The 15,260-nt window shown below is 61.0% G+C and carries 11 protein-coding genes; 5 read left to right on the top strand and 6 right to left on the bottom strand.

The genetic code is table 11. The features are described from left to right. Positions 1-126 precede the first annotated feature (126 nt). A complete protein-coding gene (locus PSCI_RS16710; RefSeq protein ID WP_045489063.1) occupies positions 127-3,600 on the top strand; it encodes a PAS domain-containing hybrid sensor histidine kinase/response regulator in 3,474 nt (1,157 codons plus the stop codon). Positions 3,601-3,915: 315 nt separating this feature from the next. On the opposite strand, the gene aceK is transcribed toward PSCI_RS16710, so the two are convergent. From aceK to cysK, 3 genes are all read right to left on the bottom strand, one after another. Next, a complete protein-coding gene (gene aceK, locus PSCI_RS16705; RefSeq protein ID WP_045489060.1) occupies positions 3,916-5,631 on the bottom strand; it encodes a bifunctional isocitrate dehydrogenase kinase/phosphatase in 1,716 nt (571 codons plus the stop codon). 54 nt (positions 5,632-5,685) lie between these two features. Further along, positions 5,686-6,624 carry an aspartyl/asparaginyl beta-hydroxylase domain-containing protein gene (locus PSCI_RS16700; protein WP_045489057.1) on the bottom strand — a complete coding sequence of 313 codons (939 nt, stop codon included), beginning with the start codon at positions 6,622-6,624 and terminating at the stop codon, positions 5,686-5,688. 153 nt (positions 6,625-6,777) lie between these two features. Continuing rightward, positions 6,778-7,752 (bottom strand): cysteine synthase A, encoded by a 975-nt coding sequence (gene cysK / locus PSCI_RS16695; protein WP_045489054.1) that lies wholly within the window; start codon positions 7,750-7,752, stop codon positions 6,778-6,780. A gap of 145 nt (positions 7,753-7,897) precedes the next feature. On the opposite strand from cysK, the gene PSCI_RS16690 reads away from it, so the two are divergent. Genes PSCI_RS16690 through PSCI_RS16680 form a run of 3 tightly spaced genes read left to right on the top strand, consistent with a single transcriptional unit; the run spans position 7,898 to position 11,056 of the window. After that, positions 7,898-8,968, top strand: coding sequence for a DUF748 domain-containing protein (locus PSCI_RS16690; protein WP_045489051.1), 1,071 nt, complete (start codon positions 7,898-7,900; stop codon positions 8,966-8,968). A gap of 48 nt (positions 8,969-9,016) precedes the next feature. Beyond that, positions 9,017-9,862, top strand: coding sequence for an AAA family ATPase (locus PSCI_RS16685; protein ID WP_045489048.1), 846 nt, complete (start codon positions 9,017-9,019; stop codon positions 9,860-9,862). Positions 9,863-9,877: 15 nt separating this feature from the next. After that, a complete protein-coding gene (locus PSCI_RS16680; RefSeq protein WP_045489045.1) occupies positions 9,878-11,056 on the top strand; it encodes a vWA domain-containing protein in 1,179 nt (392 codons plus the stop codon). Between the two features lie 129 nt (positions 11,057-11,185). Here the strand turns inward: PSCI_RS16680 and PSCI_RS16675 are convergent, their stop codons facing one another. From PSCI_RS16675 to PSCI_RS16665, 3 genes are all read right to left on the bottom strand, one after another. Then, positions 11,186-11,710 (bottom strand): DUF2937 family protein, encoded by a 525-nt coding sequence (locus PSCI_RS16675; protein ID WP_045489043.1) that lies wholly within the window; start codon positions 11,708-11,710, stop codon positions 11,186-11,188. Between the two features lie 50 nt (positions 11,711-11,760). Then, positions 11,761-12,543: a class II glutamine amidotransferase gene (locus tag PSCI_RS16670; protein WP_045489041.1), complete on the bottom strand. Its 783-nt coding sequence runs from the start codon at positions 12,541-12,543 to the stop codon at positions 11,761-11,763. Between the two features lie 69 nt (positions 12,544-12,612). Next, a complete protein-coding gene (locus PSCI_RS16665) occupies positions 12,613-13,095 on the bottom strand; it encodes a hypothetical protein (protein WP_045494468.1) in 483 nt (160 codons plus the stop codon). A gap of 102 nt (positions 13,096-13,197) precedes the next feature. Between PSCI_RS16665 and PSCI_RS16660 the strand changes: the two genes are divergently transcribed. Continuing rightward, entirely contained in the window at positions 13,198-15,252 is a 2,055-nt protein-coding gene (locus PSCI_RS16660; protein WP_045489038.1) for a S9 family peptidase, read from the top strand. Positions 15,253-15,260 lie beyond the last annotated feature (8 nt).

The raw sequence follows: 15,260 nt of genomic DNA, 5'->3' as shown, positions 1-15,260 counted from the left end.
CCCTCGGCACTGACTGCGCCGCCAATTGATTTACAGCCACTGCGACCATGGTCGGCGCTGACTTGCCACGAGCCACGTGCCAGACTCTCAGACCAGATTGCGTTCCATTTCTGCTCCGGAGTTTCCATGTCGTTGTCCAGCGGCCTTATTGCGGTCGTCGCCCTGTCCTACATGGCGATCATGTTCGCCATCGCCTTCTATGGCGACCGCTACAGCAATGCCCTGCGCCCGACCCAGCGGGCCTGGGTGTACAGCCTGTCGCTGGCGGTGTATTGCACCAGCTGGACCTTCTTCGGCGCAGTGGGCCAGGCCGCCGAGCAGCTATGGTCGTTCCTGCCAATTTATCTCGGACCTATCGTGCTGATGCTGCTGGCGCCCTGGGTGCTGCAGAAGATGGTGCTGATCAGCAAGCAGGAGAACATCACCTCGATTGCCGACTTCATCGCCGCACGGTATGGCAAATCCCAGCCACTGGCGGTGATGGTGGCGGTGATCTGCCTGGTTGGCATGCTGCCCTATATCGCCTTGCAGCTAAAAGGCATCGTGCTGGGGGTGAATATCCTGATCGGCGCCGGGCCCGACTCGACCGGCACCAGCGCCCAGGACACCGCACTGGTGGTGTCGCTGGTCCTGGCCTTGTTCACCATCGTGTTCGGCGCGCGCAATCTGGACATCACCGAACACCACCGGGGCATGGTCCTGGCGATTGCCTTCGAAGCGGTGATCAAGCTGCTGGCGTTCATGGCCGTCGGGGTGTTCGTCACCTACAGCATGTATGACGGTTTCGACGACCTGCTCAGCCAGGCACGTACGGCCCCGCAACTGGAAGCCTACTGGCAGGAGACCATCAACTGGCCGGCGATGATCGTGCAGACCGGGGTGGCGATGATGGCCATTGTCTGCCTGCCGCGGCAGTTTCACGTGACGGTGGTGGAAAACATCGAGCCTGGCGACCTGAACCTGGCCAAATGGGTATTTCCTGCTTACCTGGCGCTGGCTGCGCTGTTCGTGATCCCCATCGCCCTGGCCGGGCAGATGATGCTGCCCGACGGGGTGCTACCCGACTCGTTTGTAATCAGCCTGCCGCTGGGCCACGCCCACCCTGCCCTGGCCTTGCTGGCCTTCATCGGTGGCGCTTCGGCGGCCACCGGCATGGTGATCGTCGCCAGCGTGGCGTTGTCGACCATGGTGTCCAACGACATGCTGCTGCCATGGCTGCTGCGGCGCAAAAATGCCGAGCGGCCGTTCGAAGCCTTCCGCCACTGGATGCTCACCGTGCGTCGGGTGAGCATCGTGGTGATTCTGCTGCTGGCCTACGTCAGCTATCGCATGCTGGGCTCCACCGCCAGCCTGGCGACCATCGGCCAGATCGCCTTTGCGGCCATCACCCAACTGGCGCCGGCGATGTTCGGCGCGCTGTACTGGAAACAGGCCAACCGCCGTGGCGTGTTCGCCGGCCTGGCCACGGGTATTTTCCTGTGGTTCTACACCCTGGTGCTGCCGGTGATTGCCCACAGCATGGGCTGGGCACTGGAGAGTTTCCCGCTGCTGGCCTGGCTGCACAACAACCCCTTTAATCTGCCGATCAGCCCGCTGACCCAGGGTGTGGTGCTGTCGATGACCGGTAACTGCATCCTGTTCGCCTGGGTCTCGATCCTCTCGCGCCCACGGGTCACCGAACACTGGCAGGCCGGGCGCTTCATCGGCCAGCAGACCCAGGCCCGCTCCGGCAGCCGGTCGCTGCTGTCGGTGCAAGTTGAAGACCTGCTGCATCTGTCGTCGCGCTTCGTCGGTGACGACCGGGCGCACAAAAGCTTCCTGCGCTTCGCCTTCACCCAGGGCCAGGACTTCAACCCTGGCCAGAACGCCAACGGCGAATGGATCGCCCATACCGAACGCCTGCTGGCCGGTGTGCTGGGCACATCCTCGGCACGCGCGGTGGTCAAGGCAGCCATCGAAGGCCGCGAGATGCAACTTGAGGACGTGGTGCGCATCGCCGACGAAGCCTCGGAAGTGCTGGAGTTCAACCGTGCCCTGTTGCAAGGCGCCATCGAGAACATCACCCAGGGCATCAGTGTGGTCGACCAGTCGCTGCGCCTGGTGGCCTGGAACCGTCGCTACCTGGAGCTGTTCGACTACCCCGAGGGTTTGATCGGGGTCGGCCGGCCGATTGCCGACATCATTCGCTTCAACGCCGAGCGCGGCCTGTGCGGCCCTGGCGAGGCCGAAGTCCACGTGGCCAGGCGTCTGCACTGGATGCGCCAGGGCCGTGCGCACACCTCCGAACGGCTGTTCCCCAATGGTCAGGTGATCGAACTGATCGGCAACCCGATGCCCGGCGGTGGTTTCGTCATGAGTTTTACCGACATCACCGCGTACCGCGAGGCGGAAAAGGTCCTCAAGGACGTCAATGAGAGCCTTGAACAACGGGTCACCGAGCGCACCCATGAACTGTCACAGCTCAACCAGGCACTGGGCGAGGCCAAGGCACATGCCGAGTCGGCCAACGAATCGAAAAGCCGCTTTCTGGCCGCCGTCAGCCATGACCTGATGCAACCGCTCAATGCTGCGCGGCTGTTTTCCGCCGCGCTGTCGGCGCAGCAGGAAGGCATTTCCTGCGACGCTCAGCAACTGATCCAGCACCTGGACAGCTCATTGCGCTCAGCCGAAGACCTGATCAGCGATCTGCTGGATATTTCGCGCCTGGAAAACGGCAAGATTGCCCCGGATCGTCAGCCCTTTGCCCTCAACAGCCTGTTTGACACACTCGGCACCGAGTTCAAGGCTTTGGCTCAGGACCAAGGCATCCAGTTCAGGGTGCGGGGCAGCGCGTTGCGGGTCGACAGTGATATCAAGCTGCTGCGCCGGGTTTTGCAGAACTTCCTGACCAACGCCTTCCGTTATGCCAAAGGCCCGGTGTTACTGGGTGTGAGGCGTCGCGGCCGGCATCTGAACCTTGAGGTCTGGGATCGCGGGCCAGGCATTGCGCAGGACAAGCTGCGGGTGATCTTCGAGGAGTTCAAGCGTCTGGATAGTCATCAGACCCGCGCCGAAAAAGGCCTGGGGCTGGGGCTGGCGATTGCCGATGGCTTGTGCCGGGTGCTTGATCATCCGTTGCAGGTTCGCTCATGGCCGGGCCGTGGCAGTGTGTTCAGTGTGCAGGTGCCACTGGCCGAGACTCAGCCGCTGGCGCAGGCGGTGGTGGTCGAGGCGGACAAGCCGCCGCTCAATGGAACGCAGGTACTGTGTGTCGATAACGAAGACAGCATTTTGATCGGCATGCAGAGCCTGTTGAGTCGCTGGGGTTGTCAGGTGTGGACCGCGCGCAATCGCAGTGAGTGTCAGGCGTTGCTGGACACGGGGGTCCGGCCGCACCTGGCGCTGGTCGATTACCACCTGGATGACGGTGAGACCGGCGCTGAGTTAATGGCCTGGTTACGCACGCGGCTGGGTGAGCCGGTGCCGGGGGTGGTGATCAGTGCCGATGGTCGCCAGGAGTTGATTGCGCAGGTGCATGCAGCCGGGCTGGATTACCTGCCCAAGCCGGTCAAGCCTGCGGCGTTGCGGGCGTTGTTGAGTCGGCATGTGGATTTGCATTGAGGATATAGGGCTCAACCGCAGGACTAATGATCAACGCGGTCTCTGCGGGAACGAGTTCGCTCGTGAAGAGGCCGGTAAAACTCATACATCTATTGTGAATGTGCTGCACTCTTCGCTAGCACGGCGATCTTTCGATCAATGGAAAATCCAATACCGAGTTGCTTGAGACGCAGGTTTCGCCCTGCTGGGCGAGTTACTTTGGAGCGCCAACGTAACCAAAATGCTTGCGACGGCTAGTCCCGCTTCAAGCGGGATTCGAAGAGCAAAAGCAGAAGCAAGATCAACAGCAACGGCGACCTTTGTCGGCCGCTCGATTCACTGCCCTCTGCGGTAGGGAAATACGTCGATCACGTTGCCGGCGCGGATGTCGGTTTGAACGCTTTGCCACCAGTGGGCATCGAACAGTTCGCCATGCAGGCGGGTAAAAAGCTGGCGTTGTTCGCGGTCGGCGAACAGGAAGGTAGGGAACTCTTCGGGAAAAACGTCGTGGGGGCCGACGGCGTACCAAGGCTCAGCGGCCCATTCATTTTCCGGGGTGCGCGGTGCAGGGATGCGGCGGAAGTTGACCTGGGTGAGCAGACTGATTTCGTCGTAGTCGTAGAACACCACCCGACCATGACGGGTGACACCGAAGTTTTTCAGCAGCATGTCGCCGGGAAAGATGTTCGCCGCTGCCAGTTGGCGGATCGCCAGGCCGTAGTCGTCCAGTACTTCATGTCGCTGCGCCGCGCTGGCCTGCTCCAGATACAGGTTCAACGGCATCATCCGCCGTTCGGTCCAGCAATGGCGGATCAGCACCGTATCACCATCCACCACCTGGACAGTCGACGGCGCTGCCAACAGCAGCTCGGTCAGGCAGGCAGGTTCGAAGCTGGTCAAGGCAAAGCGAAAATCGGCAAATTCCTGGGTGTCGGCCATGCGGCCGACCCGGTCGCTGTTTTTCACCAGCCGGTAACGGTCGATCACCGTGGCACGGTCAACCAGCTTGGCCGGCGCAAAGCGGTCGCGGATGATCTTGAACACGGTATTGAAGCCAGGCAGGGTAAATACGCTCATGACCATGCCCGGAACACCCGGGGCCATGACAAAACGGTCGTCAGTGCGATTGAGATGACGAATCAGCGCCCGATAGAACTCCGACTTGCCCTGCTTGTAGAAGCCGATCGAGCTATACAGCTCGGCCAGGTGCTTGCCCGGCAGGATGCGCTTGAGAAACGCCACGAACTGCCTGGGCACCCGCACATCAACCATGAAGTATGAGCGAGTGAAGGAGAAGATGATCGACACCTCGGCCTCGTCGACAATCAGGGTGTCGATCCGCAGGCCCTCGCCTTGGTGGTGCAGCAGGGCAATCACCAACGGCCAGTGTTCATCTGCGGTAAACAGCCGGCCTACCAGGTACGCGCCCTTGTTGCGGTAGAACACGCAGGTAAACAGTTCGATACACAGCTCAGGGTCGCGCACCACCCAGTCCGGCAAGTTGGCTTGCAGCAGCGCCTCAAGGCGCAGCAGGTCTGCGTCCAGGTCGCAGTAAGGGACCTTGAAGCGGTAATCATTGAAAATCCTGCGCAGCAACACAGGCAGGTTGCCATTGGGCCAGTAACGCCGAATCTGCGCGAGCTCAGGCTTGCCCCGTAACGGCGGACAAGTGCTGTGCACGAACATGCAGCCATCGCTGATCAGGTCATGACTGAATAACCCGCAGAACACCGAGTTGAACCAGGTCTCGGCCAGTTCGCCGTCGCGGCGCGGGGCGATCAGGCTGGTGAACAGGGTCTTGATCAGGGGCCATCCCCTCACCCCCGGCCAGCGCTCACCGGCAAAGCGCCGGCGCAGCCGGACAATGGTGCGATTGACCTGAACTTCATAGAGTTCGATGCGCTGCGCGGAGGCATCCTGAATGGCTTGCCAGCGCGCTTGCTCGAAGCGTTGCCGGGCAGCGCCGGTGATGCGCCGGAAATGCCTGCGGTAATCGTCAAAGCCGGCCAGGATCAGCCGGGCGATGGCCTGCGCGAGGGGGTGGGGAGGCACGGTCAATCCTCCAGAGCGCTGTGAGTATCTGCCGGCCCCTACCCCGTTATCGGATCAACCAAACAGCCAGTAACCCAGCAGGGTCAGCACCAGCACGGCCAGCACCGGGCGCAGGATGCGGTAGGCCTTGGGGTTGCTGCGCTTGAACTGCTTGACCTGAGTGCTGATCACGTTGCTGAAGCGCTTGCTGAAAGCATAGGCCTGGTTGATGCCGCCGACGCGCTCGTCGTCGAGATTCTGCGGCGCGGTGGCGCGGCCCAGAAAGGCGCTGACGCTGCGGTTGATGCGGGTCATCAGGTTGTTGGTCAGTGGCCGCTCGACATCACAGAACAGAATCACCCGGGTCACGCTGGTCTCGTTCTTGACCCAGTGCACGTAGGTTTCGTCGAACATCACGTCTTCACCGTCACGCCAGGCGTACTCCTCGCCATCGACGAAGATCCGGCAGGCGTCGGAGTTGGGCGTCGACAGGCCCAGGTGATAACGCAGCGAGCCGGCGAACGGGTCGCGGTGCGGGTTGAGGTGGCTGTCGCCAGGCAGCAAGGCGAACATTGCGCCCTTGACGTTGGGAATGCTGTTGACCAGCGCCACGGTTTGCGGGCACAGGGTTTCGGCCGACGGCAGGGCCTTGTCGTACCATTTCAGGTAAAACCGCTTCCAGCCTTTCTTGAAGAACGAGCCAAAACCGGCGTCGTTATCCTTGGCTGCCGCACGGATGTAACCCTCGTCGAACAGGCGCATGGCCTCTTCACGAATGACTTGCCAGTTGTCCTTGAGCACATCGAGCTCAGGAAACTCGCGGCGGTCCAGGTATGGCTTGGACGGTACTTTGGAAAACAGGTACATCAGGCTGTTGTAAGGAGCGAACAACGCCGAATGATTGACAAACTGACGCAGCAGCGGCAGGCGTGCCCGGCCACGCAGGTGGACGTACAGCGTGCTGCCCACGAACAACAGCAGGATCGACGCCTTTACAGCGAACGATAGGGTCATGGAGCTCTCCTTGAAAACCAACGGGCGGCCTTTGGATCAAGGCCGCCCGTCAGTTCGGGTCGTAAGGCCGGTACGCACCGGCCAGAAGTTCTTCAGCGCATCAAGCGCTTAACAAGTCGGCCATCATAAACCTTTGACCGACCGGCAAGAAACTCACTGCTGCAATTGCTGGTCGGTGAACAGGTCGCTGAACAGCATGCTCGACAGGTAGCGCTCGCCCGAGTCGGGCAGGATCACCACCAGGGTCTTGCCCTGCATCTCGGGCTTTTCAGCCAGCCGCACGGCAGCGGCCATGGCAGCACCGCAGGAAATACCGCACAGGATGCCCTCTTCCTGCATCAGGCGCAGGGCCATGCTCTTGGCTTCGTCTTCGCTGACAGACTCGACGCGGTCGAGCAGCGACAGATCGAGGTTGTTCGGGATGAACCCGGCGCCGATGCCCTGAATCTTGTGCGGGGCCGGCTTGATTTCTTCACCAGCCAGCGCCTGGGCGATGATCGGCGAGGTCTCAGGCTCGACCGCCACCGACAGGATCGGCTTGCCAGCGGTTTGTTTGATGTAGCGCGAGACGCCGGTGATGGTGCCGCCGGTACCAACACCCGCGACCAGCACGTCGATCGCGCCGTCGGTATCAGCCCAGATTTCCGGGCCGGTGGTTTTCTCGTGAATCGCCGGGTTGGCCGGGTTGTCGAACTGCGCCGGCATGAAGTACTCGCCGGGGTTGGCCGCCAGCAACTCTTCAGCCTTGGCAATCGCGCCTTTCATGCCCTTGGCAGGCTCGGTCAACACCAGCTCTGCGCCGAGCGCCTTGAGCACTTTGCGGCGCTCCAGGCTCATGGAGGACGGCATGGTCAGGATCAGCTTGTAGCCCCGCGCCGCCGCAACGAAGGCCAGACCAATGCCGGTGTTGCCGGAAGTCGGTTCGACAATGGTCATGCCCGGCTTGAGTTTGCCGCTGCTCTCGGCGTCCCAGACCATGTTCGCGCCGATCCGGCATTTGACCGAATAGCCAGGGTTGCGACCTTCGATCTTGGCCAGGATGGTCACGCCGCGCGGCGCTATCCGGTTGATCTGCACCAACGGCGTATTGCCGATGGAGTGGGCATTGTCTGCATAGATCCGGCTCATGACGGTGTCCTTGTTGCAAAGGCATTTGAGAAAGACCCAACAGCCTATGCGCAAGGCTGTTTTGCGTCCAGTCACAGCGAAACGATTGATCTTGACGGCAGTCAACTCTCAACAGCCTGTTAACCGTCTTTTCGAGGCCAATACCATGAAACGTCGCTACCGCTGGCCATTATGGACCCTGGCCGGTCTGGCCAGCCTGCTGCTGGCCCTGCACCTGGCCCTGCCTTATCTGGTGCGCGACTACCTGAACGACAAGCTGGCAGACATGGGCGATTACCGTGGCCGCATCGCCGATGTCGAGCTGGCCTGGTGGCGCGGCGCCTATCGGATCAAGGCGCTGCAGATCGTCAAGGTCGACGGCAAAGTGCCGGTGCCGTTTCTGCAGGCGCCGCTGATCGAACTGGCCATAAGCTGGCGCTCGCTGTGGCAGGATCATGCCGTGGTCGGTGAGGTGATTTTCAGCGAACCGCAACTCAACTTCGTCGACGGCGGCCAAGACCGCAGCGCTTCGCAGACCGGTCAGGGCACCGACTGGCGGGCGCAACTGGATAAAGTCCTGCCGTTCACCCTCAACGAGTTGCGCATCGATAACGGCCAGATCACCTTCAATAACTTCAGTACCACCCCGAAAGTGCGTATCGAGGCCGATCAGGTCAACGCCAGCCTGTACAACCTGACCAACGTGGTCGACCTGCAGGGCCCTCGGGACGCACGCTTCGAAGGCAAGGCCCGGCTGTTGCAGAGCGCCCGCCTTGAAAGCACCGCCACGTTCGATCCGATGAACAACTTTCAGGACTTTGACTTTCGGCTGCGCGCCACCGGCATAGAGCTCAAGCGCATGAACGACTTTGCCTCGGCCTATGGCAAGTTCGACTTCAACGCCGGGCACGGCGATCTGGTCATCGAAGCCCAGGCGGTCGACGGCCGGCTGGACGGCTATATCAAGCCCTTGCTGCGCGATGTCGAGGTGTTCAACTGGCAGCAGGACGTCGAGAACCAGAACAAGGGCTTGTTGCGCTCGGTCTGGGAGGCCCTGGTCGGCGCCAGTGAAACCGTGCTCAAAAACCAGCAAAAGAACCAGTTCGCGACCCGTGTAGCGCTGTCTGGCAGCGTCAAGCAGCAGAACATCAGTGGCCTGCAAGCGTTCTGGGGGATTTTGCGCAATGGCTTTATCCAGGCCTTCAATGCCCGATATGAAGGCACCGATGCGCAGTGATACAGGCTATATTCATCCCTTTGTCCGGGTTACGAGGATCCATCAACGATGAAGTTCGAAGGCACCGCCACCTACGTCGCCACCGACGACCTCAAACTGGCGGTCAACGCCGCCGTCACTCTGGAGCGACCGTTGCTGGTCAAAGGCGAGCCAGGCACCGGCAAGACCTTGCTGGCCGAGCAGTTGGCCGAATCCTTTGGGGCACGGCTGATCACCTGGCACATCAAGTCCACCACCAAGGCCCATCAGGGCTTGTACGAGTACGATGCGGTCAGCCGCCTGCGCGACTCGCAACTGGGCGTGGACAAGGTTCACGACGTGCGTAACTACCTGAAAAAGGGCAAGCTCTGGGAAGCCTTCGAAGCACCCGAGCGGGTGATTCTGCTGATCGACGAGATCGACAAGGCCGATATCGAGTTTCCTAACGACCTGCTGCAAGAACTCGACCGCATGGAGTTCTACGTCTACGAGACCGACGAGACCATCAAGGCCCGGCACCGGCCGATCATCATCATTACCTCCAATAACGAGAAAGAACTGCCCGACGCCTTTCTGCGCCGCTGCTTCTTCCATTACATCGCCTTCCCCGACCGCCAGACACTGCAAAAGATCGTCGATGTGCACTTCCCGAACATCAAGCAAAGCCTGGTCAGCGAAGCGCTGGATGTGTTTTTCGATGTGCGCAAAGTGCCGGGCCTCAAGAAGAAGCCCTCGACCTCGGAACTGGTCGACTGGCTGAAGCTGTTGATGGCCGACGAGATTGGCGAAGAAGTGCTGCGCGAGCGCAATCCGACCAAGGCCATTCCACCGCTGGCCGGTGCCCTGGTGAAGAACGAGCAGGATGTGCAATTGCTCGAACGCCTGGCGTTCATGAGCCGGCGCGGCAACCGCTGAACAAAGGCCCTCGCCATGCTGATCAATCTGTTTAACGAAATGCGTGCCGCAAAAGTACCGGTGTCGTTGCGCGAACTGCTGGACCTGATCGAGGCCCTGCAACAACGTGTGGTGTTTGCCGATATCGACGAGTTCTACTTTCTGGCCCGCACCATTCTGGTCAAGGACGAGCGCCACTTTGACAAGTTCGACCGGGCTTTTAGCGCTTACTTCAATGGCCTGCAGGATCTTGATGACGCGTTGCAGGCGCTGATTCCCGAAGACTGGTTGCGCAAGGAATTCGAACGTTCGCTGACGCCTGAAGAGCGGGCGCAGATCCAGTCACTCGGAGGCCTGGACAAACTGCTGGAGGCGTTCAAGCAGCGCCTGGCCGAACAGAAAGAGCGCCACGCTGGCGGCAACAAGTGGATCGGCACCGGCGGCACCAGCCCGTTTGGCTCCGGAGGCTATCACCCCGAAGGCATCCGGGTGGGCGATGCCGGGCAGCGTCAGGGCAAGGCGGTCAAAGTCTGGGACCAACGCGAGTACCGCAACCTCGATGATCAGGTCGAGCTGGGCACCCGCAACCTGAAAGTCGCACTGCGAAGGCTGCGCAAGTTCGCCCGTGAGGGGGCGGCCGAAGAGCTGGACCTCGATGGCACTATCGAACACACCGCCCGCGATGCGGGACTGCTGAACATCCAGATGCGCCCGGAGCGACGCAACGCCGTGAAACTGCTGTTGCTGTTCGACATTGGCGGCTCGATGGATGCGCATGTGAAGGTTTGCGAAGAGCTGTTCTCGGCGTGCAAGACCGAGTTCAAGCACCTGGAGTATTACTATTTCCACAACTTCGTTTATGAAACGCTGTGGAAGGATAATCAGCGGCGCAATGCCGAGCGCATCGCCACCCAGGACGTGCTGCATACCTATGGCGCCGATTACAAAGTGATCTTCGTCGGTGATGCGTCCATGGCACCTTATGAGATCACGCATGCCGGTGGCAGCGTCGAACACTGGAACGAGGAGCCGGGCCATCTGTGGATGCAGCGGTTCATGACCAAGTTCAAAAAGCTGGTGTGGATCAATCCTTACCCGAAGAACGTCTGGGATTACACGACCTCGACGCACATTGTGCGCGACCTGGTAGAGCAGCGGATGTATCCGCTGACCCTGCAAGGGCTGGAGGAAGGGATTCGCTATTTGGCCAAGTAAGAGCGGCCGATCCGGTTCAGCCGGGAAGCCTTCGCGGCTAAAGCCGCTCCTACGGGGCCGTGTTTGCTGCGCGACAGCGCGGCGCCGAGGCGGCGGGCGATCTCCTGCGGACAATCACCAGCGTTTTGCTCAACGCCACTCGGCGCGCATTTTCGGTTTGCGCCGGCCGCCGTTGACCACCCAGCCCAGCAGCAGGAACAGGCCTTCAACCAGGAAGGTGAGGATGACCGCGCTGGCGATACCCCAGCCGATCACCACGGGGGTGAGCAGCAGTTGCCAGGTGTAGCCATCAAGGGTTTCGCGGCGGATGTCAGGGTCGGCGGCAGTCGCGACGTGCCAGGCTTTGCCGGCCATGGAGCCTTGCAGGCCCAGCCATTGACGCTCCAGTACCTGGGTGCGGCTGAGCAGGTTTTCGATGTTGCTGGCGTCGTTGCGAAACACCGGGTCTTCGCTGTTGCGGTAGTGCTGGATCAGTGCCTGAATGTCACCGTTGAAGAACTGCTGCGCGGTCGCTTTGAAGCCCTTGATCGCCTGCTGCGCCTCGATCAGGTGCGCCTCGACCCGCTTGCTGTAATCACTGATGAAACCTGGCGCCTGGACGCCGAACAACAGTGCGGTGGTGAACAGAACCAGTCGCAGGTAACTACGCAGCATCGATATCCCTCTTTTTGATTTTTTGGCGGGTCGGTCGTTCAAAGCAGGTATTACGGTGTTGCGGTGGTGCCGTGGGTTACACACTCCCCCTTGCGCCACAGCCCCCACTGGCCCGGTTCGTAACCGGTCCAGGTCTCATTCTCGGTCAAGGCTTCGGTGGCGATCACGGTGACCACGTCGTGGGGCGTTGTTTCAGCCTGGAAATCGACGATCACATCGACATCCTTCAACCGCGCAGGGCCAAATGGCGCCCGTCGGGTAATGTGCACCAGCTTGGTGGAACAAAAGCAAAATAGCCAGTCGCCATCACTCAGCAAGCCATTGAATACCCCTTTGCCACGGTACTCGTTGCAGGCCTCTACCAGCGTTGGCAAAAGCTGCTCGATTTCCACGGGCTCAGGGTACGCCTCGCGAATGCGGTTAAGCAGGTCGCAGAACGCCGCTTCGCTGTCAGTATCGCCCACCGGCCTATAGAAACTGTGCTGCGGATTGAAATCCGCCAGCTGGCCATTGTGGGCAAAGCACCAGTTCCGGCCCCACAGTTCACGTACAAACGGGTGCGTGTTGGACAGGCAGACTTTGCCGACGTTGGCCTGGCGGATATGGCCGATCACCACTTCGCTCTTGATCGGATAACGCTGTACCAACTGCGCGACTTCCGACTCGCTGCTGGCCGCCGGATCCTGAAACAGGCGCAGGCCGCGCCCTTCATAAAAACCGATGCCCCAGCCATCACGGTGCGGACCGGTTCGGCCGCCGCGCTGCATCAGGCCGGTAAAGCTGAAAACGATATCAGTCGGGACATTGGCACTCATGCCCAGCAGTTCACACATGTTCAGGTACTCGCTTCAAAACATTGCCTGCGCAGGCGTACAGCCGGCGCGCCCCCACGAAGCGAACGGTTACAGACGCGGCTCGACCCGGGTGCGCAGCGTCGACGCCGGTTCCGGGCTGCGGGCGTAAGGCTCATTGTTGCCGAACGGCTCGTCATCCTCGTCATCCTGCGCAGCGGCCTGTTGCTTGCGGGCTTCAAGCTGCTCCTGGCGTGCCTTGCGGCTTTTTTCGATGGGCATGCGCACCAGCACGAACACCAGGTAAGCAATGAACGCACACAGACCATACATGGCAAGGTCGAGCACCGCCGTCCAGACATTGCTGCCCACCTTGAACAGCAGATCCAGTGCCGAAATAGCCACCGCCGGCGCGTAAAGATCACGTGCCGGATCAACCACGGTCGGGGTAAACAGCAGCACCGCGCCAATCACCCGCAGCGGCTCCTTGAGGTAGCGCCACATCCAGCCGGTCATTACAAACAGCACCAGCAGGCAGCCCAATGCAGCAACGGCGTAGAGACCCCAGGCGATCAGATAGTCATGTTCAGTCATGTGGTGCGTGGTCAGCCAGTCAAATAGACGCTTATGATAACGGCTTTTCACGGCCCCGGCGCGTCCGGCATGTGAACCACGTTTTATCCAGGAGAGCCCGGCATGACTTCACCTACTACCTGCGCCAGCGCCCCTGTAGCCCGTAAGGCCGATGGCCAGGACCCTTATGTCTGGCTGCAAGAGCGCGACAGCACTGAAGTACTCGATTACCTGAAAGCCGAAAACGCTTATACCGATGCACAGCTAGGCGACCAACAGGCTCTGCGCGAGGCGCTGTTTGAAGAAATCAAGGCGCGCATCCAGGAGACCGACCTGTCGCTGCCCTCGCCCTGGGGCCCGTACCTGTATTACACCCGCACCACCGCCGGCGACGAATATGCCCGGCATTACCGCTGCGCACGCCCGGCCGACGGGTCCCATCAGGCAGACGAACCCAGCGAACAGCTGTTGCTGGACCCGAACGTACTGGCCAACGGCGGTTTCCTGTCGCTGGGCAGCTTCAGCATCAGCCCTGACCACCGACGTCTGGCCTACAGCCTGGACACCTCGGGCGATGAGATCTACCAGTTGTTCGTCAAGGAACTGGACAGCGGCGAGGTGCACAGCCTGCCCTTCGAGGACTGCGACGGGAGCATGACCTGGGCCAATGACAGCCAGACCCTGTTCTTCGCAACGCTGGATGACACCCACAGACCCTGGAAGCTCCATCGCCATCGTTTGGGCAAGGCAAATGCCGAGGAGGTGTTTTGCGAGCCGGACGGGCGTTTTTTCCTGCAATGCGCACGCAGCAGCTCGGAACGCCAGTTGCTGCTGCAACTGGGCAGCAAGACCACCAGCGAAGCCTGGGTACTGGACGCCGATCAGCCGACGCAGGCGTTCACTTGCCTGGCACCACGGGTCGAAGGCCACGAATATGACGTCGATCATGGCCTGCTCGATGGCCAATGGACCTGGTTCATTCGCAGCAACCAGGACGGTATCAACTTCGCGCTTTACCAGGCACCGGCCACCGGTATTCCAGCCCGCGCCGACTGGCAGCCGCTGGTGCCCCACAGCGATACAGTGATGCTCGATGGCGTGACCCTCAATGCCAAAGCCATCACCCTGAGCCTGCGTGAAGGTGGCCTGCCAGTGATCGAGGTGCGCCCGCAGAGCCTGCCGTCCTATCGCGTGCAGTTGCCTGATGCCGCCTACAGCCTGTACGTGCAGGACAGCCTGGAGTTCGACAGCGACCGTATTCGTCTGCGCTACCAGTCACTGAACCGCCCGTCTCAGGTACGCCAGTTGCAACTGGACAACGGCCAGCAAGAGGTACTCAAGCAGACACCGGTACTCGGCAAGTTCGATGCCGATGCCTATGTGAGTCAGCGCCTCTGGGCAACTGCCGCCGACGGCACTCAAGTGCCGATCAGCCTGGTGGTGCGCCGTGAATGCCTGGGCCAGCCAACGCCGGTTTACCTGTATGGCTACGGCGCCTACGGCGCGAGCCTCGACCCGTGGTTTTCCCATGCCCGCCTGAGCCTGCTCGACCGCGGCGTAGCCTTTGCCATCGCCCACGTGCGTGGCGGCGGCGAGCTGGGCGAAGCCTGGTATCGCGCCGGCAAGCAGGAACACAAACACAACACCTTTGGCGACTTCATTGCCTGCGCCGAACACCTGATCGACAAAGGCCTGACCCGCGCCGGGCAACTGGTGATCAGCGGCGGTAGCGCTGGCGGGTTGTTGATCGGCGCGGTACTCAACCAGCGCCCTGAACTTTTCCGTGCGGCAATTGCCGAAGTGCCGTTTGTCGACGTGCTCAACACCATGCTCGACCCGGAGCTGCCGCTGACCGTCACCGAATACGACGAATGGGGTAATCCGCAAGAACCGCAAGTGTATGAGCGGATCAAAGCCTATGCGCCTTATGAAAACGTCCAGGCCCAGGCCTACCCGGCAACGCTGGTGATCGCCGGTTACAACGACAGCCGCGTGCAGTACTGGGAGGCAGCCAAGTGGGTGGCGCGGTTGCGTGAGCACAAGACCGACGACAACCTGCTGCTGCTCAAGACCGAGCTGGGCGCCGGCCATGGCGGCATGAGCGGCCGCTATCAAGGCCTGCGGGATGTGGCACTTGAATACGGTTTTGTGTTCAAAGTACTTGACCTGGCTGATTGATAGCCGTG

The organism is Pseudomonas sp. StFLB209, assembly GCF_000829415.1.
Taxonomy (GTDB): domain Bacteria; phylum Pseudomonadota; class Gammaproteobacteria; order Pseudomonadales; family Pseudomonadaceae; genus Aquipseudomonas.
The sequence above is the reverse complement of the archived record's forward strand: the minus strand, read 5'-3'. Positions and strand labels throughout refer to the sequence as shown.